22 protein-coding genes and 2 tRNA genes are annotated in these 23,073 nt (G+C 68.8%); 12 read left to right on the forward strand and 12 right to left on the reverse strand.

What is annotated here, in order from left to right; translation table 11 throughout:
* Nucleotides 1-28 precede the first annotated feature (28 nt).
* From ACQ260_RS11035 to ACQ260_RS11045, 3 genes are read right to left on the reverse strand one after another with little or no spacing between them, the layout of a single operon-like run.
* The gene (locus ACQ260_RS11035) at nt 29-1,057 is read right to left on the reverse strand and encodes a hemolysin family protein (RefSeq protein ID WP_432559482.1); all 1,029 of its coding nucleotides are present in this window, start codon (nt 1,055-1,057) and stop codon (nt 29-31) included.
* On the reverse strand, nt 1,050-2,414 hold the full coding sequence (locus ACQ260_RS11040) for a hemolysin family protein (protein WP_432559483.1): 1,365 nt from the start codon (nt 2,412-2,414) through the stop codon (nt 1,050-1,052). The genes ACQ260_RS11035 and ACQ260_RS11040 overlap by 8 nt, the downstream gene beginning before the upstream one ends.
* A 52-nt stretch (nt 2,415-2,466) precedes the next feature.
* The gene (locus ACQ260_RS11045) at nt 2,467-4,038 is read right to left on the reverse strand and encodes an FGGY family carbohydrate kinase (RefSeq protein ID WP_432559484.1); all 1,572 of its coding nucleotides are present in this window, start codon (nt 4,036-4,038) and stop codon (nt 2,467-2,469) included.
* A gap of 100 nt (nt 4,039-4,138) precedes the next feature.
* On the opposite strand from ACQ260_RS11045, the gene argS reads away from it, so the two are divergent.
* From argS to ACQ260_RS11095, 10 genes are all read left to right on the forward strand, one after another.
* Complete coding sequence (gene argS / locus ACQ260_RS11050) at nt 4,139-5,773, forward strand: arginine--tRNA ligase (protein ID WP_432559485.1); 1,635 nt, start codon at nt 4,139-4,141, stop codon at nt 5,771-5,773.
* 77 nt (nt 5,774-5,850) lie between these two features.
* Nucleotides 5,851-6,996 carry an amidase family protein gene (locus ACQ260_RS11055; RefSeq protein ID WP_432559486.1) on the forward strand — a complete coding sequence of 382 codons (1,146 nt, stop codon included), beginning with the start codon at nt 5,851-5,853 and terminating at the stop codon, nt 6,994-6,996.
* 113 nt (nt 6,997-7,109) lie between these two features.
* A complete protein-coding gene (locus ACQ260_RS11060) occupies nt 7,110-8,420 on the forward strand; it encodes an acetyl-CoA hydrolase/transferase family protein (RefSeq protein ID WP_432559487.1) in 1,311 nt (436 codons plus the stop codon).
* 187 nt (nt 8,421-8,607) lie between these two features.
* Nucleotides 8,608-9,048, forward strand: a complete 441-nt coding sequence (locus ACQ260_RS11065) for a hypothetical protein (RefSeq protein ID WP_432559488.1) — start codon at nt 8,608-8,610, stop codon at nt 9,046-9,048.
* Between the two features lie 87 nt (nt 9,049-9,135).
* Nucleotides 9,136-10,398, forward strand: coding sequence for a serine/threonine-protein kinase (locus tag ACQ260_RS11070; RefSeq protein WP_432559489.1), 1,263 nt, complete (start codon nt 9,136-9,138; stop codon nt 10,396-10,398).
* Nucleotides 10,395-11,918 carry a hypothetical protein gene (locus tag ACQ260_RS11075; RefSeq protein WP_432559490.1) on the forward strand — a complete coding sequence of 508 codons (1,524 nt, stop codon included), beginning with the start codon at nt 10,395-10,397 and terminating at the stop codon, nt 11,916-11,918. The genes ACQ260_RS11070 and ACQ260_RS11075 overlap by 4 nt, the downstream gene beginning before the upstream one ends.
* Nucleotides 11,915-12,340, forward strand: coding sequence for a hypothetical protein (locus ACQ260_RS11080; protein ID WP_432559491.1), 426 nt, complete (start codon nt 11,915-11,917; stop codon nt 12,338-12,340). Before ACQ260_RS11075 ends, ACQ260_RS11080 begins: the two co-directional genes overlap by 4 nt.
* Complete coding sequence (locus ACQ260_RS11085) at nt 12,340-13,563, forward strand: hypothetical protein (RefSeq protein WP_432559492.1); 1,224 nt, start codon at nt 12,340-12,342, stop codon at nt 13,561-13,563. Before ACQ260_RS11080 ends, ACQ260_RS11085 begins: the two co-directional genes overlap by 1 nt.
* The gene (locus ACQ260_RS11090) at nt 13,560-14,357 is read left to right on the forward strand and encodes a serine/threonine-protein kinase (protein WP_432559493.1); all 798 of its coding nucleotides are present in this window, start codon (nt 13,560-13,562) and stop codon (nt 14,355-14,357) included. Before ACQ260_RS11085 ends, ACQ260_RS11090 begins: the two co-directional genes overlap by 4 nt.
* On the forward strand, nt 14,354-15,454 hold the full coding sequence (locus tag ACQ260_RS11095; protein WP_432559494.1) for an FHA domain-containing protein: 1,101 nt from the start codon (nt 14,354-14,356) through the stop codon (nt 15,452-15,454). The genes ACQ260_RS11090 and ACQ260_RS11095 overlap by 4 nt, the downstream gene beginning before the upstream one ends.
* Before the next feature lie 50 nt (nt 15,455-15,504).
* On the opposite strand, the gene ACQ260_RS11100 is transcribed toward ACQ260_RS11095, so the two are convergent.
* From ACQ260_RS11100 to ACQ260_RS11130, 7 genes are all read right to left on the reverse strand, one after another.
* Nucleotides 15,505-16,443 (reverse strand): serine hydrolase, encoded by a 939-nt coding sequence (locus ACQ260_RS11100; protein ID WP_432559495.1) that lies wholly within the window; start codon nt 16,441-16,443, stop codon nt 15,505-15,507.
* 17 nt (nt 16,444-16,460) lie between these two features.
* Nucleotides 16,461-16,994, reverse strand: coding sequence for a hypothetical protein (locus ACQ260_RS11105; protein ID WP_432559496.1), 534 nt, complete (start codon nt 16,992-16,994; stop codon nt 16,461-16,463).
* Between the two features lie 85 nt (nt 16,995-17,079).
* Complete coding sequence (locus ACQ260_RS11110) at nt 17,080-17,913, reverse strand: aldo/keto reductase (RefSeq protein ID WP_432559497.1); 834 nt, start codon at nt 17,911-17,913, stop codon at nt 17,080-17,082.
* A gap of 55 nt (nt 17,914-17,968) precedes the next feature.
* Nucleotides 17,969-18,841, reverse strand: coding sequence for a polyphosphate--glucose phosphotransferase (ppgK, locus tag ACQ260_RS11115; protein ID WP_432559498.1), 873 nt, complete (start codon nt 18,839-18,841; stop codon nt 17,969-17,971).
* Complete coding sequence (locus ACQ260_RS11120; protein ID WP_432559499.1) at nt 18,838-20,364, reverse strand: PH domain-containing protein; 1,527 nt, start codon at nt 20,362-20,364, stop codon at nt 18,838-18,840. The genes ppgK and ACQ260_RS11120 overlap by 4 nt, the downstream gene beginning before the upstream one ends.
* 56 nt (nt 20,365-20,420) lie before the next feature.
* Nucleotides 20,421-20,912: a PH domain-containing protein gene (locus tag ACQ260_RS11125; RefSeq protein WP_432559500.1), complete on the reverse strand. Its 492-nt coding sequence runs from the start codon at nt 20,910-20,912 to the stop codon at nt 20,421-20,423.
* Nucleotides 20,909-21,547 (reverse strand): DUF1707 SHOCT-like domain-containing protein, encoded by a 639-nt coding sequence (locus ACQ260_RS11130; RefSeq protein ID WP_432559501.1) that lies wholly within the window; start codon nt 21,545-21,547, stop codon nt 20,909-20,911. The genes ACQ260_RS11125 and ACQ260_RS11130 overlap by 4 nt, the downstream gene beginning before the upstream one ends.
* 129 nt (nt 21,548-21,676) lie before the next feature.
* Here ACQ260_RS11130 and ACQ260_RS11135 point away from each other — a divergent pair.
* Nucleotides 21,677-21,750 (forward strand) — tRNA-Arg (locus ACQ260_RS11135).
* A 48-nt stretch (nt 21,751-21,798) separates the two neighbouring features.
* Here the strand turns inward: ACQ260_RS11135 and ACQ260_RS11140 are convergent.
* The gene (locus tag ACQ260_RS11140) at nt 21,799-22,206 is read right to left on the reverse strand and encodes a type II toxin-antitoxin system PemK/MazF family toxin (protein ID WP_432559502.1); all 408 of its coding nucleotides are present in this window, start codon (nt 22,204-22,206) and stop codon (nt 21,799-21,801) included.
* 93 nt (nt 22,207-22,299) lie between these two features.
* On the opposite strand from ACQ260_RS11140, the gene ACQ260_RS11145 reads away from it, so the two are divergent.
* Nucleotides 22,300-22,373 (forward strand) — tRNA-Gly (locus tag ACQ260_RS11145).
* Nucleotides 22,374-22,410: 37 nt separating this feature from the next.
* Here ACQ260_RS11145 and ACQ260_RS11150 read toward each other — a convergent pair.
* Complete coding sequence (locus ACQ260_RS11150) at nt 22,411-23,046, reverse strand: hypothetical protein (RefSeq protein WP_432559503.1); 636 nt, start codon at nt 23,044-23,046, stop codon at nt 22,411-22,413.
* Between the last annotated feature and the right edge of the window lie 27 nt (nt 23,047-23,073).

The raw sequence follows: 23,073 nt of genomic DNA on the forward strand, positions 1-23,073 counted from the left end.
GCACTAATCGATGCGAATCCCGGTGGCTCTAGGGTGCGTCAACCGCCCCGATCATCGTTTCCATGACGTCCTCGAGCATTGCTACTCCCGCGACCTGACCATCCGGGCCGGTCACGATGGCGAGGTGGACACCGGACCGCTGCATGGTCGCCAGAGCGTCCGGCAAGGGGGTGTCGGACCGCACTTCGGCCATGTCCCGGATGCGATCGGCCGGCACAGCGGCGTCCGGATTGCCCTCGACGAGATCCAACACATCCTTGAGATGCAGATAGCCGCGCCATGAGCCGTCGTCGCCCCGCACCGGAAAACGGGAGAACCCGTGGGTGACTGCTGCCTGCTCTGCCTCGGCCACGGTCGGCGCTGCGCCCAGCCAGACCAGCTGGTCCACGGGCACCAGAACGTCCGAGACCCGCGCCGACGTGAGGGTCAGCGCGCCGGTGAGCAGCTGGTGTTCGTGCTCGTCGAGCAGGCCGACCTCAGCGGACTCCTCGAGATAGCTGGGGACGTCCTCGGTGGTGATTGTCGACGCGACGCCGCGAGTGGGTTTGATGCGCATGATCCGCAGGACGATGTTGGCGAGCCCGTTCATGATCCACAGGAGCGGCTTGAGGATCCAGGCAATGGCATACATCGGCGGACCCATGATCAGCGCGCTCCGCGCCGGCACGGCGATCGCGATGTTCTTCGGCACCATCTCGCCGAGAGTCATGTGGAAGAACACCACGATCGTCATCGCGATCACGAACGAGATCGGGTGCACGAGGGCGTCGGGCACGGACGCCGCCTCGAACAGCGGCTCGAGCAGGTGCGCCACCGCTGGCTCCCCGATCGCGCCCAAGCCCAGGGAGCACATCGTGATGCCCAGCTGGGCCCCGGCCATCATCAGGGTCACGTTCTCCACCGCCCGCAGCGTGAGGCGCGCTCCCGGAACCCCCTTGGAGGCCGCCTCCTCCACCGCCGTCCGCCGGACGGAGACGAGCGCGAACTCGGCCCCGACGAAGAACGCGTTGCCGACCAGCAGCAGCACGGCAATCCCGACCGCGGTCAGATCATTCATCGGCGGCCTCCTCCAGCGAGACGACCGAGAGTTCGACCCAGCTGACCCTGTGGCCCTCTGTCTCGGTGACGGTCAGCGTCGCCGAGACATCGGTCGGCAGGTCGTCGTCATCGAGGGTGTTGCGGTCGCGCGCCGGGACCCTGACCTCGTCCCCGACCTCGACGAAGCGCTCCCGGAGCTCGGTCACCAGCCCGCCCAGGGTCTCGGTGGTTTTCCCCTCCGGCAACTCGATCCCCACCAGACCGACGACCTCGTCGGGGCGCAGCAGCCCGGACAGGAGCCAACGATTGTGCCCGAGCCGGGCGAGCCGTTCCTCCGGCTGATCCTGTTCGTCGGAGATCTCGCCGACCAGCTCCTCCATGAGGTCCTCGAGCGTGATGATGCCGTCGGTGCCGCCGAACTCGTCGACGACGACCGCCAGTTGCAGTCCACCGCGGAGTTCCTCGAGAACGTTGTCCAGGGGCATCGACGACGGCACGGACCGCACCGGGTGCAGGATCTCGCTGACCGGTGTGTGCCGCCGGGCTTCGGCCGGCACCGTCAGCCCGTCCCGGAAGTGCACGGCGCCCAGCACGTGGTCCGTCGAGTCGCCGACGACCACGAACCGGGAGTGACCGACGCGGCGACAGAGCCGGAGCAGTTTGCTGACCGGGTCGTCGTCGTCGAGGAAGTGCACCCGGGCACGGGGGGTCATCGCATCGCGCGCCACTCGTTCGCCCAACTGCGCCGAGCTCGACATGCGCTGCGCCAGTTCCCGGTCGATGGTGCCCTCGCGGGCGGAGCGTTCGGCGAGCGCGCTGAGCTCCCGGGGCGAGTGCCCGGAGGCCATTTCCTCCTGGGGTTCGATGCCGAACAGCCGGACCACGGCGTTGGAGGATCCCTGCAGGACCCACAGGGCCGGCCGGGCGACCCAGGTGAACGCGCGGTGCGGTGTCGCGATCAGCCGGGCCAGCTGCATGGGCTCCGCCAGTGCCCAGTTCTTGGGCACGAGCTCGCCGAACACCATCTGGGAGACGGTCGCGATCACGAAGGCGATGGTGAACGACAGGGGCAGGGCCGCCGCCTCGGCCAGCCCCAGCGCCGCCAGTGGGCCGCGGCGCAGGAGGGCCGCCAAGGAGGGCTCAGCGATGAAGCCGACGACCAGGCTGGTGATCGTGATGCCCAGCTGACAACTCGACAGCTGGGTCGACAGCGAGGTCAGCGCCTTCTGCACCGAGCCGGCCCGTCCGTCGCCCTGAGCCGCCGCCCGCCGCACACCCGGTCGATCCACCGTGACCAACGCGAACTCCGCTGCGACGAAGAAGCCGTTGGCCGCGATCAGCAGCACCACGAGCCCGAGGAGGATCCATTCAGTCACGCGATGTCCTACACCCAGTCACGCACTCAGCCTAACCAGCGGCCGGCGACCGTCAGATCGCCCCCTGATAAAGCTGGTTGAACCGGGTGGTGGCGGCGGCCCAGTGGGGGCGACGGTCTGGGTGTGGCGCGCAGGGTTCCTCGAGCGGCGGGTCCGCCGCCCGCGTCCCCGGCGCGACGACCTCGGCGGCGAGGAGCGTGGTCCCGCGCAGGGTGGAGCGCTTGAACGTCGCCGGCAGCACCGGCCGGCCCAGACAGTCGGCGAGCATCTGGCGGAGCCCCGGGAGGTCCTGGGAGACACGGCCGGCGACGACCACCCGGTCGACCCGAGCCTGCTCCCGGTCGCGCCACCCGGACTCGGCGGCCTCGACGAGTTGGGCGGCGACTCGCGCGTACGCCACCACCACCCCCTCCAACACCCCGCGCGCCAGCGCCGAGCCACCGCTCGCAGCGGTCACATCCCCGAGGACGGCCCGCGCACCGCCCGCCCAACCGGTCGACCGCTCGCCCGAGAAGAACGGGAGGACGACCGGCGTGCCGGTGGTCGGCGGTGCATCGGCCAGCGTGGCGAGATCGGCGTCCAGGAGCAACGCGCGACCGATCCACTCGACCGCGCGACCGACGTCGTTCAGGGCACCGCCCAGCAGCGCGCGGTGATCGTCGATGCGATAACACCAGAGCCCGCCCGGAATCTTGTCCGGCAGTTGGTGCAGCAGCACGCGCATCGCGCCCGACGTCGCCATCGAGGTGACCAGCGTGGATTGGTCGCTGCCGCCCGATCCGATGTTCGCCCCGAGCCCGTCGGCGATCGGCGGGAACCAAGCGGCGTCGGCGAGGGCGGGCCAGCGGGTGTTGGTGAGGCGGGGGACGCCGCGGTGCGGCTCCTGCGGCGTTGCGATCGGGGAGAGCGCCGATCGCTCCACGCGGGCCAGGTCGAGCATCCGGTCGGACCAGTCCCCGGTGCGCCGATCGAGCAGCCCGCTCCAGGCCGCCGTGGAGGTTGCGGCGGCGGTGCGGCCGAGCCAGGTCAACTCCGCGTACTCCCCGATCGACATCCACTGCGCCGTCCGCCCCACCTCCTCCGGATGTGTCTCGCGCAACCACCGGAACCGCGGCGTCAGATAGGACGTGTGCAATCGGGCGCCGGTGAGTTGCTGGACCTCGGCCTCGTCGACCTCGGCGCGGAGCTGCTCCAGCTGGGGAGCGGAGCGCCGGTCGGCATACGTGAAGCACGGGGTGGTTGCCCGACCATCTCGGCCGACGCCCACGAGGGACGACGCGAACGTGTCCAGCGCGACCGCCGCGATGCGTCCCACCAACCCCGGGTGCAGGGTGACGACGTCCAGGACCCGCGCCAGCTCGTCGACGATCTGATCGGGATCGATCGTCGAGGTCCCGTCGGCCCGGGTCGTGAATGCGTGCGGGATCTTGTGCCGGAAACCGCGAACAGGGATGCCGCGGGCGTCGTGGAGGCTGCCGCGGGTCGCCGTCGAACCCACGTCCAGGGCCATGATCAACGGATCCTGGGCGTCGGCCAGCTCGACCGCGAACGTGGTCCGGTCCGTCGGAGCCGGGATCAGATGGCGCGGGGCGATGCCCCTTCGCTGTGCGGGGTGCTTGGCCACGATGCCTCCCTGCTCGCGTGCGAACGGTGTGGGACATCGTTGCACGGGCGGCCGTTCCGGCGGTGATTCCGGGCTGTGTGCCCGTGCCAGAATGGCGGCCATGTCGTCGCTGCCCTCCGAACTGAACGCCCGTGTCGCTGTTGTGGCCGGGACCGATCCCGAGCTGCGGGCTGCCACCAAGCCACAGTTCGGTCACTTCCAGTCCAACGTCGCGCTGCGTCTGGCCAAGTCGGAGGGCAAGCCGCCGCGCGAGGTCGCGCAGCGCATCGTGGACGAGCTGGACGTCTCCGATCTGTGCGAGCCGCTGGAGATCGCCGGGCCGGGCTTCATCAACTTTCGCCTGCGCAACGACGTGCTCGCCGCGACCGCGGAGGAGGTCCGGGTCGACGACCGCGCCGGCGTCGCGCCGGCTGCCGAGCCCCAGCGCGTGGTGATCGACTATTCCGCGCCCAACGTGGCGAAGCAGATGCACGTCGGCCATCTGCGGACGACGATCATCGGTGACTGTTTCAGCCGGGTCCTGTCCGCGGTCGGCAACACGGTCATCGCCCAGAACCACATCGGGGACTGGGGCACCCAGTTCGGCATGCTCATCGAGCAGATTCTCGATGAGGGCACCGATGTGTCGGCGCTGTCGTTGGATGACGCGGATGCGCTCTACAAGCGGGCGTCCACCCACTTCCGCTCCGATGAGGAATTCGCCGACCGCGCCCGCCGCCGCGTCGTCACGTTCCAAGCGGGCGACGAGGAGTCGTTGGAGATCTGGCGGCAGCTGATCGAGACGTCGAAGGCGGGCTTCAACGAGGCGTACGCCCGGCTCAACGTCCTGCTCACCGACGACGATCTGGCCGGCGAATCGACCTACAACGAAGCCCTGCCGGACGTGGTCGCCGACCTCGAGGCGCGCGGTGTGGCCGTCGTCGACAACGGTGCGCTGTGCGTCTTCACCGATGGCTTCGAAGCGCCGCTGATCGTGCGGAAGTCGGACGGTGGTTATGGGTACGCCACCACCGACCTCGCGGCGATCCGCTATCGCGTGCAGGAACTCGAGGCAGACCGCATCATCTATGTGACCGACGCCCGCCAGGCGGGGCACTTCGCGCAGGTGTTCGCGGCCGCCCGGAAGGCGGGCTATCTGCCTGACGGCGTGGTCGCGCAGCACATCGGCTATGGCATGGTGCTCGGCCCCGACAACAAACCGTTCAAGACCCGTGACGGGTCGGCGGCGACGTTGTCGAGCCTGTTGGATGCGGCCGAGGAGAACGCGGCGCCGGAGATTGCGCTCGCGGCGATCAAATATGCCGATCTCTCGTCGGGCCTGCAGAAGGACTATGTCTTCGACCCGGAGCGGATGACCAAGACCACCGGTGACACCGGCCCCTATCTGCAATATGCGCATGCACGCTGCAACCAGATCCTGCGGGCCGCGGAAGCAGAAGGTTTCGCGGTCGGACCGATCGCGCTCGTGGACGAATCGGCGGAGCAGACGCTGGCGATGGCGCTGTCGCGGTTCGGGGAGGTCGTCGACCACCTCGCGGCCGAGTTGCAGCCGCACAAGCTGTGCACCTATCTCTTCGAGCTTGCGACGGCGTACTCCGCTTTCTATGAGCAGTGCCCCGTCCTCAAGAGCGGGGGCGACGTGCGGACGTCCCGGCTGGGTCTGGTGGCGGCGACCCGAGACGTGCTGGCCAAGGGCCTCGGGTTGCTCGGCATCGCCGCTCCCGAGCGGATGTGAGGCGGCTGCGAGCAGGTCTCGCGGCTGATTGAGCATCGTTCGTGACGTGCACAGGCCGATTGGTGCACGATGGGGCGATGCACGACGACCCGGCTGTTTGGCGCGCGCTCGATGCTGCGCTGCCGACACCCGTCGCCGGTCCGCTGGTCGGCCTCCGGCTGGCGGTCACTGACCTGTTCGCGGTCGTCGGCCAGCGACTGGGTGCCGGCAGCCCGGGTTTCCTGGCGGAGGCGGCGCCCGAGCCCGCATCGGCCGGCGCGGTCGATGACTTGGTTGCGGCCGGTGCGGCACCGGTCGGAATCACGCAGTGCGACGAGTTCGCGTACGCCCTGACCGGCGTCAACCCCCACTACGGCACCCCTGCCAACCCGGCGGCACCCGACCGCATCAGCGGCGGATCCAGCTCGGGTGCGGCCGCTGCTCTCGCGCTCGACCTGGCGGATATCGGGTTGGGCACCGACACCGCGGGCTCCATCCGGGTGCCCGCCGCTTATCAGGGGCTCTTCGGGCTGCGCACCACCCACGACGCGGTGAGCCGTGCCGGGATGTTCCCGCTCGCTCCGCCGCTCGACGCCGTCGGTTGGTTGACCCGTGATGCCCTGACGCTCGCGCGGGTCACCAATGCGGTGCTCCCGGGTCAGGGCACGGCCCAACTCGACCGCATCGCGATCTCCGCCGGCCTCCTCGCGGCCGCCGACGACGACATCACCGATGCCGTGTGGCGATTCGTCGACAGCCGTATGCTCGGTCTTCCCCGGCGGGAGATCGACCACGACCTCCCGCTCGACCATTGGCGCAGGGTGATGACCGTGCTGCAGGGCTTCGAGGCCTGGCGTCTGCACGGGGAGTGGCTGGCCGCTCATCCGGGTGTGCTCGGTCCGGAGATCAACGGTCGTTTTCGCTCTGCTGCCGCGATCTCGGCGGAGGAGTACGCGGAGGCGAGCGCCCAGGCAGTCGCGGCCCGCACCGCGATCCGGGCGCTGGTCGGGACCGACGTCCTGGTCATCCCGACGGCGGCGACCGTGCCTCCGCGGCGGGCGACCCCTGGGGCGTACGCCGCCGCCCGCATCGGCACCCTCAACCTCACCTGCCTCGCCTCCCTGGCCGGGCTGCCCGCGGTATCGGTCCCGCTGCGCACCGCGGAGGGCATGCCCGCCGGCGCCTGCCTCATCGGCCCGCCGCACAGCGACCGGGCGCTGGTCGCGCTGGCGACCGTTCTCTGACCCGGTCGGGAGGGCCGCACCGCGGATCGGCTGCGTTCCGCCTGGCTGGAAAGCGATATGGCCCGGGCGCAACCCGCAGTTAGGCTCCGGGGGTCCGCCACCAGGAGGAGCACATGTCGGTCCGCAGTGAATATGCTGCCAAGCTCGTTGACCCAGCCACCGCTGTCAGCCACGTCCACGACGGGGACACCATCGTCGTCCCGATCGGGGCCGGCGAACCGCCCACTCTGCTCGAGGCGCTCTCGGCTCGTCGACATGAGCTGCGCAAGGTCACGGTGTTCCAACTGCTCGCGATCCGGGACTATGACTATTTCGACCCCGACACCGTCGAGAACATCCGCCATGCCACTCCGTTCGTCGGGGGCGCCAGTCGGCGGGCCGTGAACGAGGGGTGGGCCGACTTCGTGCCCGCGCACTTCTCCGAACTGCCGGGTCTCATCCGCTCGGGCCAGCTGTCGTCCGACGTCGTCTTCGCGCAGTGCTCGCCCATGGACGAGCACGGGTTCTTCGCGCTCGGGTTGAGCACCGACTACACCCTCGCCGCCGTCAGCCGCGCCCGCACGATCGTCCTCGAGGTCAACGACCAACTGCCCTTCACCTTCGGCAACTGCCACGTCCATGTCAGCAAGGTCGCGGCCGTCGTCGAGTCGGAGCACCCGGTCGTCACGCTTCCGTCCGCCCAGGTCGGGGATGTCGAGAAGGCCATCGCCCGGAACGTCGCTGACCTCATCCCCGACGGCGCCACTCTGCAGATCGGCATCGGCGGCATCCCGGACGCCGTTGTCGCCCAGCTCATGTCCAAGAACGATCTCGGCCTGCACACCGAGATGCTCGGTGACGGGCCGCTCGCCCTGATCGAGGCCGGCGTGGTCACCAACAACGAGAAGAACGTCAACCGCGGCAAAGCCGTCGCGACCTTCGCGCTCGGCAGCGAAAAGCTCTATGAGTGGATGAACCGCAACCCGGCCATCGAGATGCGTCCGGTGGACGAGGTCAACGCACCCCCAATCGCCGCCCTCAACGACAACCTGCACTCGATCAACTCCACGATGGCGATCGACCTCATGGGTCAGTGCGCCTCCGAGGGCGTCGGCTCACGGGCCTATTCGGGCACGGGCGGCCAGTTCGACTTCATCCGTGCGGCGAACATCTCGAAGGGCGGGCGCTCGATCATCGCGGTCCCGTCCACGGCCAAGGGCGGCACGCTGTCGACCATTCTGGTTTCCCATGCGCCGGGCACGCCGGTCACCGCGCTGCGCAGCGATGTGAACTATGTGTGCACCGAGTTCGGGACGGCCAAACTCCGGGGTGCCTCGTTGCACGAGCGCGCGGAACAGTTGATTTCCATTGCCCATCCGGACTTCCGTGACCAGCTCACCGAGCAGGCCAAGGAGCTCAGGGTGCTCCACCCCGGCTCCCGCTGAACCAGCGCTGCCCACTGATTTGACGGGCCGGGCGGAGCGCGGCGCAGGCGTAGAATTCTGAGCATCTTCTCGCCAAGGAGTGCGTGATGTTCAGGCGAGTGTTCAATGACCACCCGGCCCGGTGCGGTCTGTGCGTTTCCGGACCGGAGTGCCCCTCCGTCGATCTCTCCGCAGTGAGGCGACGGCCATGTTGCAGTTGATGGTCGCCGTTCTCGCGGGCCTCCTCGTGGCTGCTGCGGTCATCGGGTGGGCGGCCCGTCGCGCAGGTCCTGAGCCCGGCCCATGGGACTCGTCCACGAACTCGGCCAGGCCGGGCCCGGCGCAGCCGACCCCGATCGGCTGGGCGAGCTGCGGTCTCGGGCTCGCCACCGTCGCAGCAGTCGCGATCGCCACGGTGTTCCGCCCGCGGGGTGTTCTGTCCGAGGCCGAAGGTGCTGCCCGGCAATTCGACCCCCAGAGCTTCTATCTCGTGGCCTTCGGCACAGGCATCGCCGCTCTCGTGACCGCCGTTCGCGCGGTGCGTCGCGGCGACCGGCGCTGGCCCGCCTGGTGCGGGCTGGTGTGCGGTGCGCTGTCCGTGGGCGGGTGGGTCGGCGCGATCGTCTTCATCCTGTTCCACCCTTATTGAGTCCCAATCGACCCGGGAAACCGGCGAACTGGGCGATCCGGCCGAAAGGCCTTCCGGGTGAGCCCGCTAATCGTGACAATAGGGCTCATGGCTGTTGACATAGGCGTGCCCGGAATCACCGACGCCGTGCAGATTGGGCAGGGCGGGTTCGGCAAGGTGTACCGGGCCCACCAGGAAGATCTCAATCGTGACGTTGCGGTGAAGGTGCTGACGAACGTCGATCTCGACGCGGAGGCTCGGCAACGCTTCACCCGGGAAGCCCGTGCGATCGGTCGGCTGAGCGGTCACCCCAACGTCGTCGACGTCTATGCCCAAGGCATGACCACGGACGACGCGCCCTATCTCATCATGGAGCTGTGCACGGGCGGCTCGCTCGGCGACCGCGTCAAGCAGGGTCAGCACATGAGCTGGCAGGAAGCCACCGAGGACATCGTCGCCATCGCCGGGGCACTGCAGACCGCGCATGCGGTGGGGATCCTCCACCGCGACATCAAGCCCGCCAACCTGCTGGTCGACTCCTATGGCACGGCCAAGCTGGCCGATTTCGGCATTGCCCATGTCGGCAGCGAGGCCTCGATGACCGCGACGGGCATGATGGCGGGCTCCCCGGCCCATATCGCGCCCGAACTGGTCATGGGTCAGAAGCCGACTCCGGCGAGCGACGTCTATTCGATGGCTTCGACCCTGTTCGCCCTCATCACCGGCAATGCGCCGTTCGTTCGGGACGGCGACACATCGATCCTCACCCTGATCCAGCGCATCACCAACGAACCCCCACCCCACCTCACCCAGTGGGGCGTCCCCGGTCCGATGGCCGACCTGGTCGCCGCCGCGATGTCGAAGAAGCCGGAGGGCCGACCCCAGAGTGTCGATGAGTTCGCCCGCGGCCTGATGGCCGTGCGCCGCCAGCTCGGCTTGCCGCCCGGCGAATATCGGGTGCAACGCGCGCCCGGCGCCGTCGACTCCGACCTCACGATGGTGCCCCCGAGCTATCCGCAGCCGTCGCAAAGGGGCCCCCAGCAGCCCAGCCCCGCGGGTGGATTCAACTTTCCCCCGCCGCCGACGTCACCCGGTGGCCCTGGGGCGTACGCCGCCGGCCCTTCCACCACTCCCACCGCACCCGTGCCCGCGTGGTCCAGTCCGCCGCCCGCGGCCGGCAGGCCGCCGGGACCGCCATTGACCGCTGCCGCGACGGCCGGTGTGCCGGCCACCGCCAGCAATCGGGGAGCGATCATCGCCTGCTGGGCCATCGTCGCGGTTTGCACGATCCTCATCGCCTGGATGCTGATCCGACGAGCGCAGCTCGTCCAGGCCAGCGCACCTCTCCTCTCGTTGATCGCAGGGTCATGACCACCGGGCCCACGGCCGCCGGTGATCTCACCGAACGGCTCCGGTCCACGTCCACTTGGACGGACGACCTGCTCGCGGAGGCCGGGATTCCGGTGGCTCACGTGCCACTCGTGTCCATCGGGGGCGGTTTCGGGTCGTTCGTGCTCGCCGACCGTCTGCGGATCTATGGCGTGCCTCCCGAGCAGATGCGGGTCGTGTCCCCGCGGCCCAACGCCTGGGACACCTATCGTCGACTCGCGACGGTCTCGCAGATCCCGGACCACGAGCGGATCCGGTCCGATTCGGCTTCCTGCCCCGACAACCTGTGGGGCTATCCGAGCTATGCGTTCACCGAGGCGTGGCAGACCAAGTCTCTGCGCCGGATCTGGCAGGTCGCGACCGAGCCGATCCTCGATGACTATTTCACCCCGCGCGCCGGACAGGTCTATGCGGCCACGGCCAAGGAAGCCGAACGGATCGGTTGGGCGAGCATGTTGCAGCCCGGGCGGGCGAGGATGGTGCGCCGGCACGCTGCCGGCGGCTATGTCGTCCTGGTCACCCCGCCCGACGGCTGGGCCCAGACCAAACGGGTGGCGTACCGCTGCCGCTGGGCCCACATCGCCGTCGGCTATCCAGGGGTGAACTTCACCCCCGATCTGCAGGATTATCGGCAGCGGACCGGCGACTTCGCCCACGTCGTCAACGCCTATGAACCACACGAGCACGTCTATGAGCAGCTCCGCGGTCGGGGCGGCCGGGTGCTCGTCCGGGGGTCCGGCATCGTCGGCTCCCGCATCCTCCAGCGGCTGCTGGACGAAGTCGAACGTCATGGCGCGCGGATCCAGGTGCTCCACCTTTTCCGCACCTGGCGCGACGGCAGCACCGGTCCGGCGACGTTTAGGCGGGAGGCGAAGAACGGGTTCCAGTACCAGGCGTTCAACTACGCCAAGGCCGCCTGGGGCGGTCAGCTCAAGGAGCGTCTCGAACGGCTGACCGGGCAGGAGCGGGCCGATTTCATCAAGGCCATGGGCGGCACCAACACGCCGCGCCGCAAGGAGTGGGACACCCAGATCGAGCGGGCCCGTGCGTCCGGCGCCTATCGGGCCGCCGTCGGCACCGTCCAGTCGGTCGAACGCGGGCAGACCGGCATCCTGACCACCATCCGCACCCCCGACGGCAGCAGCGCTCCGCTGGAGGCCGACTACATCATCGACGCCACAGGCTTGGTCGCCGACCTGAAACAGTCCCAACTGCTCGCCGACCTGCTCGAGCACGCGGGTGCCGGCCGCAACCCGATGGGGCGCCTCGATGTGTCCAATCACTTCGAGATCACGGGTACGCGCAGCGAGCCGGGGCGGATGTATGCCTCCGGCTCCATCACCCTGGGCGGGCCCTTCGCCCCGGTCGACTCGTTCCTCGGTCTGCAGTACGTCGCCCAACAGATCTCCGATGATCTCGTCCGGCAGGGGTTCGCGCCGAAGTTCGGCCCCGGTCGCTCCATCGCGCAATGGTGGCGCTGGGTCAAGGGGGTGGCACCGTGACCCCCACGCTGTTCGGCCGCATCCAGACCCGCTGGTTCCTCCTCGTCATCGTCGGCATCCCGTGGACCCTGGTGCTGATGCTCCTCGGCGCGCTGGGCAGCGGGGCGGCGTACTCCCAACTGCTCCTCAACGGCCTCCTCGTCCTCGGTCTGGTCGGTCTGTTGGGCACCGTCTGGGAGTTCATCTATCACGGGCTGCAGCAGTTCCGGTGGGAGAAGGACTGGCCCGCGCTGTTCGGGTTCCTGACGATCATCAACGAGGGCGTCGTGCTGGCGCTCGTCATGGTCCTGCTCGACCGCTCGCTCGGTGCGCTCGGCTGGTTCCACTTCGTGACCACGTGGCTGCTCATGTGGGTGTGGGTGAACGGACCGATGCGCGTGCTCGCGCCGCGCTGGCGCTATCGCGGCGGAAGGTTGTTCTGATGGATCTCTCCTTCGTCGACGAGGCCGCGACACGGCGGGAGTCGGCGGTGCGCCGACGCAAACGGCTCGGCTATCTCGTCCCGGGGACGATCACGGTGGTGTGGCTGATCGGTCTGACCGCGTTCGGACTCTGGCCGCGCGTCCTCGACAACTGGGTCGCCACCCTCACGATGGTGGTCGGATCGTTCGTGGCTGGGTCCACCCCGCAGGGCGGCGGCGCGGTCGCGTTCCCCGTCTTCACCAAGGCCCTCGGCATCTCCTCCGAGGTCGCGCGGGCGTTCTCCCTCGCCATCCAGACGGTCGGCATGGGCTCGGCTGCCCTCGTCATCCTGATCCGGCGGGTGCCGGTCGACCGGTTCGCGCTCACGCTCGGCATCCCGGCTGCTCTGGTCGGCTTCTTCCTGGGGCTGCACACGCTCAGCGACACCACGCGCCCGTTCTGGCCGTCGATCCTGCCGGGCGCCTATCTCAAGGTCGGCTTCACCTTGTTGGTGATGACGACCGCGACCATCGTGTTCCTGGGCTCGCGGGTTCCGGTGCGGGAGGTACGCAGCCGCATCCGCCCCGCGGGTCCCCGTCAGGGTGCGCTCGTGGTCGCGGCCACGTTCATCGGTGGAGTCGCCTCGTCCCAGCTCGGATCCGGCGCGGACGTGTTCTTCTTTCTGGTCGCTGCGGTGCTGCTGGGTCTGGAACCGCGGGTGTGCGTGCCCACCTCGGTCGTGATCATGGCTCACGTCTCGCTCGCTGGGTTTTTGTATCTCGGGGTGTTCCACGGGATGCTCAACGTGACCGTGGCGGGCGACCAAGTGGTGGCGGTCGGCGGGCAACTGCTCGCGGCGCCACTGGATGCCGGGCGCAACGACCTGCTGGGGCTGTGGCTCGCCGGCACGATCGCGGCCTGCTGGACCGCTCCGCTCGGGGCCGCGTTTGCCGCCGCGGTCTCGACCCGGGTGCTGGTCGGGTTCGTCGCGATACTGGCGCTTCTCGAGGTCATCACCACGGTCCTCTTTCTGCCCCAGCTGCTGCACGATCCGGCTCTGATCACGTTCGCACTGGTTTCGACGGTGGTCATGATGGTCGCGCTGTGGCTGGGCGACCGCTATCGACACCGAATCGCCGGCACCGTCCTCGACGGACGGGCATCCTTGCAGCGGGATGCGGTGGACGCCGTGGAGCAATATGCGGAGCGGGCCGACCGCACAGCACGAGAGGAGCGCCGGTGAGACGCATCGCCGACTATGAGTTCGTCCGGGAGCTCGGCTCCGGCAACTACGGCACCTATTGGGTCGCTCGCACGCCCCCGCGGCTCGCCGTCGCCGACGAGTTCTGCGCGGTGAAGGTCCTGGCCGCGCAGGCCAGCGGGGATGCGTTCAAGCGGATGGTCAACGAGCTCAAGCTGTTCGCCTCGGCGCAGTCGGACTGCTTGGTCAAACTCTTCGACGCCGGGCACGAGGACGGACAGCTGTTCTATGCCGCGCAATATCACCCACGCGGTTCCTTGGCCGAAGCGCGCGGGCTGACGGACGAGGAGGTTGTCCGGGCCGTGGCTGACGCCGCGCGGGGCGCCCACGCCCTGCATGAGCTCGGCGTCGCGCACCGCGACATCAAGCCGGCCAACATCCTGTTGACGGGCAGCACGCCGGTCGCCGTCCTGTCCGATCTCGGACTCGCACAGCGGCTTTCCCCCGGTCAAACGGTCACGGGCCTGGGTCCGATCGGTACGCTCGCCTTCATGGAACCCGGCGTCGCCCGCGGCCTTCCCGCCGGCCGGGCATCGGACATCTGGGGGTTGGCTGCGACGTTGCAGTCGGCTCTCACCGGGGTGGATCCTTTCCCGGCACTCCCCGGAACCAGCCTGGTCCACGCGCTCCAGCATCTGCTGAACACTCCGCCCACGGTGACGATCCGCGACTCGCGGCTGGCCGAGATCGCCCGGCGTGGGATGGCCGAGGACAGGGGCGATCGCTGGCCGACGGCGGGGGAGTTCGCGGAGGCGCTCGAGGGAACGCTGCGATGAGTGCACCTGCCGTCCGCATCGGCGCCGGCGAGGGCGTCGCGGTGCGCACCAAGGACATCATCGCCTGGTTCGTTCCCCTGCCAGGAGTCGAACCGGCGACCGTCGTCCGGGCGCTGGTGCTCGCCGCGGGCGCGGCCCCCGGGCTGCCGGTCGAGCGCCTGGGGGAGCTGAAGGAAAGTACGCCCGGGCTGGCGCTCGCCGTGGTCTCGCTCGGGCAGGAGTTCGGTCGGGCGTGGACCTGTGGCGACGCGGTCGTGACCATTGATGGGCCTGACGACCGGCGTGAGGTCAAGGCGGCGCCCGGCCGGATCGAGTTGCAGATGTTCCCGCTGCCCCGATATGCCGTGCGGTTGGGCGACACGGGCGTCAGCGACACCTGGAGCCACCTGATCGAGGGCGCGGTCCCAGCCGGCGGCATCGCGATCGTCTGGGATCCGAGCATCCATCCACAGATGCCGGTGCGGCCCGTGGCCACGGCACATGGTTCCGGTGTTCCAGTCGCGGAACGCGCCGACCGTGGCGCCCCCCGCTTCGAGACCGTCCCGCTCCTGTCCGAATCACCGGACGGCCACGAGCAGCGTCCCGCGCCGCTGCCGCTGGCCGGTGACGAACAGGCGGACGCTGGGGACGAGGTCGAGGTCGCGGGCCTCCGCTGCGCCCGCGGTCACTTCAACCATCCACATGCGGCGAACTGCGCCTGGTGCGGGCTCGGGATGATTCAGGTGTCGCACGTCCTGGTGAAGAGGCCGCGCCCCTCCCTGGGGGTGCTGGTCGTCGACGGGCTCGCCACGTTCACGCTGGACGCGGATTATGTGCTGGGCCGCCAACCGCACGTGGCGCCGGGGGTCGACGGCAAACGGGTGCGCGAGATCGTCCTGTCCGCAGATCGTGCGATCAGCCGAGCGCACGCGGCGATTCGGCTCGTCGACTGGGACGTGATGGTCGAGGACCTGGGGTCAGGCATCGGCACGTGGGTGCAACAACCGGCACAGCTGCCCTTCCAGCTGCCGCCCGGCCAGCGAGTGCCGCTCGCGCCCGGTGCGATCGTGCACTTGGGTCCGCATCGGCTGACCTTCCATTCGCACTTCCTCCGCTGAGCGGAGCGGTCACCAGCTTCGGCCAGCGGGCACGGACGTCCGGTGGCTCGTCAGCAGGATCCGGCCGGCAGTTCCTCGAGGTGCTGGGCCAACCACTGCGCTGCGCGGCTGAGAGTCACGGTGCCTTGGTCGAAGCTCGGCGCCTCCACCGCGACGGCCACAGCCACCTGTCCGCGCCGGGTTTCCAGCACCCCGAACTGACGGACGAGATAGCCGGTGGCGGAGGGCCCCCAGCCACCCTTGAAATGAGATTGCGGCACCCGCCCCAGACCCCACTGTTGGCTCGGAATCACCGCGCCCATAGCGGCGTAAACCTCGGCCGCCTCCGCACGGCACGGCAGTTGGCCGGCAAAGCGGGTTTGGTCGGCGAGCCCCCACTGCGTCTGCCCGAACGCTGTGTAGGGCGGGCGAACCTGTTGCGCCTGCGTCCGAGTCGCACCATCGCCGAAGTCCCGGAGGACCCGGTCGGTGGCGGCAGCGGCAGCGGCGGGTTGCCCCAGCGACTGCCACAGCCGGCTCGCCGCGTCGTTGTCCGATGCGGTGATCGCTTGACGCATCGTGGGCCGCAGCCCGGGCCCCTGCGGCGTACGCTCCACCGCGATCGCCAACGGAACCTTCGATGTCGACCAAGCCACCGGTCGACCAAGATCGCCGAACACGGTCGGGTCAGCGTCCGTGCCGACGGGACCGACGGCGATCGAGACGCGTCCGCGTTCTGCCGCGGCGAACCGGGCGAACGAGGCCTGCAGGCCATCATCCGTCGTGGTCACGACGAGCGGGCTGTGCTGCGGTGTGGGGGAGGGAGTGGGCGGGGTGACGGGTGGGAGAGAGACGCTCGGGGTCGGTGGCACCGTTGCCGGCGGCCCGGTGGGATCGGCAGTGATGACTGTCGGAGTGGACTGCGGTGCAGGCGACTCGGCGGGGCGGGCGCCGATGCCGCAGCCGGTGAGCACCAGGGCGACGATCCCGGCACAGACGATGGTCCGCATGGCACCTCCGTCGACAGTCAGATCAGATAGACGACGGCGTTGTTGCCGCCGGTGCAGGTGATGAGTCGTTCACCGCTGCAGGTCATTTCGTATTGCGTGTTGGTGACCGGGCTGTACGCAGGAATGATCACCGTGGCGTTGCGCACCGGGTTGGCGCCATAGGACTTGCGGACTTCTTCCGCGAAGGGGCAGGACGTCACCGAGTTGCCGGCCGCTGCCCGCGTGATTCCCCCGACGGGACCACTGGTGGTGCCACAGGGGCGTGACCCGGGCGGGAAGTTCGGCGGCGGCGGTTCGGGCGGTGGTTCAGTCGTGGGGGGAGGCTCCGGGGTGGGCGGGGGTTCGGTCGTGGGCGGAGGTTCCGTGCTCGGGGGTGGCTCGGTGGTCGGCGGCGGGTCGGTCGTCGGCGGAGGGGTCGGGACCACCGGTTGATTGACGCCTCCGCCGGGGCCTGCCGCGAGGTTGGGCACCGGGGAGATAACGAAGTTCCAGAACCCGATGCCCAGCGTCGCCAGCACGGCAATCACGGCAGCCGCCACCGAGACGGTCATCCCTGTGGTGGTCTTCTTCGGTCCGGGCCCCGCGGGTGGTCCGGAATAAGGGAATGACATGGGCGTCTCGATCCGGCTGTGGCGGTCAGTGACCGAAGGAGTCGGAATCCATCATCGGGTCGGCCTTCGGGCCGGCCTGGAGACCGGCGAGGGCCTCGACCTCGGCGGCGGAGAGCTGGAAATCGAAGATGTCCAGGTTCTCGGCCTGGCGCTGCGGGTTGGCGGACTTCGGCGCGGTCGCCGCGCCGACATCGATGCTCCACCGCAACAGGATCTGGCCGGGGGTCTTGCCGTGCTGAGCGGCGAGCTCCTGGACCAGCGGCTCCTCGCGCAGCCCGTTGTCACGACCCAGGGGGCTCCAGGCCTCGGTGACAATGCCCTTGTCGGCGTGATAAGCGCGCTCGGCCGCGCGGTCGTAATAGGGGTGCATCTCGATCTGGTTCACTTCAGGGACCACGCCGGTCTCGGCGATGAGGCGGTCGATGTGGGTGGCCTTGAAGTTGGACGTGCCAATCGCTTTGGCCAGCCCTTGGCGCTGCAACTCGATAAGGCCTTCCCAGGCCTTCACATAGAGGTCCTGGTCGGGGTTCGGCCAATGGATCAGAGCAAGGTCGACGTAGTCGAGGCCGAGGCGATCGAGGTTGCCCTGCAGACCGCCGGCGGCGTCCCCATGCCACTTGCGGTTGAACTTTGTGGTGACGAACACCTCGGCCCGGTCCAGACCGGACTCGCGCACGGCCTTGCCGACCGGCTCCTCGTTCAGATAGTTCTCTGCGGTGTCGATGTGGCGATAGCCCACCTCCAAGGCGCTGCGCACGGCGCGCTCGCACTCATCGCCCTCCATCGGCCAGGTGCCGAACGCGACTTGCGGCATGGCGCCGCCAGAGCGCAAGGGCAGGGTCGGGGCAAGGTTGGTCATGCGGGTTCCTCTCGAGTTTCGGTTCACAAGTGTGTGTCAGCACAGGGCCGGTTGATCAGGGAGTTTGGGCGGTGCCACTGCCGCGGTCGCTCGTCGCGGGGCCCGGCGTGGGTTCGGCGGCCCGATCCTCGCCGGGTCCCGGGGAGGTGGTCGCGTCCAGCGGGTCGGGATGGACCAGACGATCATGGGCAAGCCGGGCGGCGCCGATGATGCCGGCGCGGTTGCGGAAGGCCGCCGGCACGATCGGGGTGTTCAACCGGAGCTTCGGCAAGAACTGGTCGTGCTCGCGGGAGATGCCACCGCCGACGACGATGAGGTCGGGCCACAGCAGTCGCTCGAGGGTCTGGTAGTAACGCTCGATCCGCGGAATCCACTCCGCCATCGACCAACCTTTGCGGTCCTTCACTCCGGCACTCGCGCGTGTCTCGGCGTCGTGCCCATCGATCTCGATGTGCCCGAGTTCTGCGTTGGGGATCAGGACGCCGTTGTGGAGGATCGCGCTCCCGATCCCGGTGCCGAGCGTGGTCACCAGCACGAGGCCGGGGTGATCCTTCGCGGCTCCGTATTTCACCTCGCACACTCCGGCCGCGTCCGCATCGTTGACGACCGCGACCTCCCTGCCCAGCGTGTCGGCGAACAACTGTTCGACGGGGAAACCGATCCAGGCCTTGTCGATGTTGGCCGCGGACCGAGTGACGCCGTGCATCACCACCGCGGGCACGGTGACGCCGATCGGGCCGTCGCCGATCTGGTCGGCGAAGTGGTCCACGATCTGGCGGACCACCTTGGCGACGTTCTTGGGAGTGGACTTGGCCGGGGTGTCGATCCGCAGGCGCTCAGTGGCCCAATCGCCCACGGCGAGGTCCACGGGCGCGCCCTTGATCCCGGAGCCGCCGATGTCAATGCCGAGAACCGGTCGTTCGCTCATGGGCCGAGCCTATCCGTCGTTGGATCCGGCGTCTGCGAAGGGCGACCCACTTGGCGCAGAGCAGCGGCTGTGCCGGTGAGGCCGGTGATGCGGGCATGGGCCGCGGCCGGCAACTGGTTCTCGAACACGGTGCGCGCGGCGTCCGCGGCGAGATGGGGTATCGCGAGATCCACGGGACCCGGTGTTGTGTCGACATGCACGGTCGCGAGGCCGAGCCGGCGCTGCAGGGGGCCCTGGCTGATCCGCACCGACTGAGTCTTCGCGTGGGGGACCGTGTCCCGCACGAAAACCAGCAAACCGCCCTCGCTCACGATCACGCGGTCATTCGCGCCCCAGCGCAGGGTTCGGAACGAGAGCGGCCGGAGCCAGCGCGCCCGCCGGTCGACAGGTTGCAGCGGGATGAACTCGTCCTGAGCCTGGGGCAGCAGATAGGCCATCGCGATGCGCACCTGTGCTGTCGTGGCCACCGGGAACAGCATGGACGAACTGTGCCGCTGGTTGTCCTCACCGGACGCGCCATAGCCGAGGACCTCGATGTCGACCCGGTGAAACTTGAGCATTCGCCAGAGCCAGGACTGCCGGATGCGGACCGCCTGGATGCGGTCGAGCGGGACGGATTGGCTCGTCAGGTTCGTCAGCCCCCGGGTGATGCGCAGTCCGGTCGGTTCACCGGCTCGGACCCCGCCGGTCTCGGCCAGCGTGTAGTTGAACTGCGTCAGCACCCTCCGCGACACCAATCCGACCACGCCCAGGGCGAACGGGATCAGGCCCGCCATGGCGGCCAGCCCATAGCCGAGTCGCCAGACCATGACGAGCGCGACGATCAGGACGGCAACCGAGATCAGGAACTCCATGGAGGTCAACAACCCGATGATCAACTGTTGCGGTGAGAGGCGGACAAGGATGCGGTCGGCCGCGGACAGATCCTCGAACGCGGTGGCCTGCGGTCGGGCGTCGGACTCGGCCACCGTCGTCGCATGGCCATGGGCCCGGCTCAGGAGATAGTCCCGGAGCCGATAGGACTTGTCGCGGGTGAGATAGCGCAGCGTGATGCCCGAATCGCCGGCCCCGGCCTCGATCCGAAGTTCACACAGGCCGAAGATCCGCGCCGCCAGGGGCTGAATGACGTCGACCGACTGGATCCGCGAAAAACCGATGCGTTTGGACGAGCGGTTGAGGAACCCGGTCTCCACCCGGAGCTCTTCGTCGTCGATCACGAAGCGCGTGAACCACCAGGTGAGGATCGAGGTCAGGCCCGCCAGCACGGCGACTGCGCCGATCAGGACCAGAGCCCACCACCAGGGGACCGGAGGTGCCCCTTCCGGGCGCCGGCCGGGCAACAGCTCCTGGCCGAACGCCAGCACGCCCGCGACGAGCAGGACCCAACCCCGCACGAGTGGAGTGAGCGGGTGCGGGCGCTCGGTGGCCTTCACCGCGGGCCCGTCCTGGGTTGCCTCGACGACGACCTGATCCGGCGCGGGCTCGGTGGGCCCGTTCGACAAAGGCGCTGGGGATTCGGTCACAGTTCCACGCTAGCGCTGGGCTGGGGTGGGGCCGCGGGACGCAGTCGCATGATGCCTCAGAGCCCCGATGTGCGTGTTTCCCCGAGCTCGGTCAACCGGTCCCGCAGGCGGGCCGCCTCCTCGGGTGGCAGGCCCGGAATGGTGGCGTCGGTCGACGCAGAGGCGGTGACGAGCTTGACGGTCGACAGCCCGAGCGCGCGCTCGATCGGGCCGGCTTCGATCTCGACGACCTGCATGCGTCCATAGGGCACGGCCGTCAGCCGTCTGAACCAGAGCCCGCGCGTGATGTAGAGGTCGTCGGCCAACTCCGCGTACCCCCACGAACGCACCAAAGGCGCCATCCGCCACCATCGCCACGCGATCCAGGCGACCGCGACGACGATGAGCGCGATCCCCAACCAGCGGTCGATCAGCCACCAGCCGAGGATGACGGGGGGGATGAAGAGCCAGGGCCAGCCAAGGAGTACGCCGGCTCGGCGCAGCGTGCGATAGCGCGGATGCAGTCGTTTCCAGTCCGCGGCGGGCGGGGCGAACAGGGAGTCGGTCACGTGCGCCTGGTCTTCGGGCCCTTGACGCTGACGCCGCCGAACAGGGCTATGCCTTTCAGCACGATCTTGGGGCCGCCAGGGACGGGGCGGGTGTTCTTGACGTCCGAGCCGCCGAAGATGCCGACGACCTCATCGTCGACCTCGACGCCTTCGGGGATCTTGATGTCGAGGCCTCCGAACATCCAGAAACCGGTGATTTCGATGACGTCGTGTTCGAAGATCGCCTCGGTGAAGTCGAGGTCGCTGCCGCCGAACATGGCGAACGAGTTGATCTTCCGTCGCACGCGCCACACGCCCTTGCGCGACGAGCCACCGAAGACGGCGATCAGGTTCATGCTGTCACCGGTGCTGTGTCGATCTATCTGCGGGACATTGACGCCCGGCGGCTGATGGGCCGGCACATTCGTCCGGATCGGTGCATGCAGGGGCACGAGATCCCGCGTCAGCGGCACGAGGTCGTCGAAGGTCCGGGCCGAAGTCGCTGCGGCGAGCCGCTCGTCGTGCTCGTCCTTCGTGAGGCGGCCTTCGGCATAGGCAGACGACAGCACGGTCATCACCTGATCGCGATCCGAATCGCTGACCCGCATATCGCCGCCGAACTTGGGCCCCACGTCACTGGGCTCGGGGGTGCTCATGACCCCACAGTAATCGGGCGGCAGGCGCAGCGCCCGCGGCGTCCGGACGAATTCAGGGGTTTCCCGGTGCTGTCTCGCGGCACGGCGTCTCGATGAACCAGAGGTGAACGGCTAATGTTTGAGTTTCTTGCGGGCGTAGTTCAGTGGCAGAACGGCACTCTTCCTGAGTGATGACGTTGGTTCGATTCCGGCCGCCCGCTCCAAGTTCTGCGCTCGCCCCGTCGGGCAGGCCTCGGTGCTCAGGTCCTTCGTCAGTGATGCTGACGGATCGCCTTGGTAACGCGCTTGAAGCGCTTTTCGTCGAGGCGCACGCTGCCCTCCTCCACAGAATCCGGGTCGATGCGCACGATCCGGTTGACCCGCGCTTCGCTCACCCGGCCCTTCGGGTCCCAGGCACCGGGGCCGATCTCCACCCAATAGCGCCCTGCCCGCGCCTCCTGCTTCTGGTCGAGGTCGTGATCCTTCGACGTGAGCGGGGAGCCGAGCAGCCAGTCGCCGTCTCGGCCGATGATCAGCACCGGCCGGACCTTGCCCCGGCGGTGGTCCTCCTCGTACGGCACCCATGCCCACACGATCTCACCGGGATCCGCGAGATGGCCGGGATGCGGTGCGTACTCGATCCGCGGCATCCGCGTGAAATCTCCGGGATATTCCTTCATGCTCGCACCCTAGCGACGGCGCCGGAGACGGCTTGGCCCGGCAACTGGCTCGCACGGACTCACAGCGTCAGCTATGATGGCTGGGCATCACACGCGAATGTAGTTCAATGGCAGAACATCAGCTTCCCAAGCTGAGAATGCGGGTTCGATTCCCGTCATTCGCTCCACTTCTCCACGATCCACGTGTGTGCCCGTGCTGACCGTTCACCCGCGCCGCGGGTCACGCCCCTCCCGATCGTCGAACGACGAGTTGTCCGCCCGGGTGGCGCCACGCTGCGGACCGGTCGCGTCGTCACTTCGGTTCGCATCCCGTGCAACGTTCCGGTCGTCCCGATCGAAGTCGTCGCGCCGGCCGTAGTCGTCGCGGCCGTAGTCACCGCTTCGGCCATAGTCGTCCCGGCCGTAGTCACCGCTCTTGCCGTAATCGTCGCGGCCGTAGTCACCGCTTCGGCCATAGTCGTCCCGGCCGTAGTCACCGCTCTTGCCGTAATCGTCCCGGCCGTAATCAGCACTTTGGCCGTAAGCGTCCCGACCGGCATCACGAGGACCGTCCGGGTCGAGGCGGGAGGCTTCGGTCAGGTTCTCCCGCGCCGTCCGCTGGGCACGTTCGGCCTCGGTCGTGCGCTCAGCGGCCTCGCGGTCGAGACGCTCGGCCTCCATGCGGGCGCGATGGGCGTCCGCCTCCTGCTGAGCTGCCGTGGCAGAGGCCTCCTTGGCGCGGAGTTCCTCCTCCTGGCCACGGGTGCGCAACTCGTCCGCCTGCTCCCGACGCTGGGCCAGCGCGCGCTCCTTGCGTTGTTTGCCCGTCAGCGCAACAACCGCGATCACAATCAGGATCACGACCAGAATCGCAATAACAATTCAGAC

The organism is Ammonicoccus luteus, from assembly GCF_050880385.1.
GTDB lineage: Bacteria > Actinomycetota > Actinomycetes > Propionibacteriales > Propionibacteriaceae > Enemella.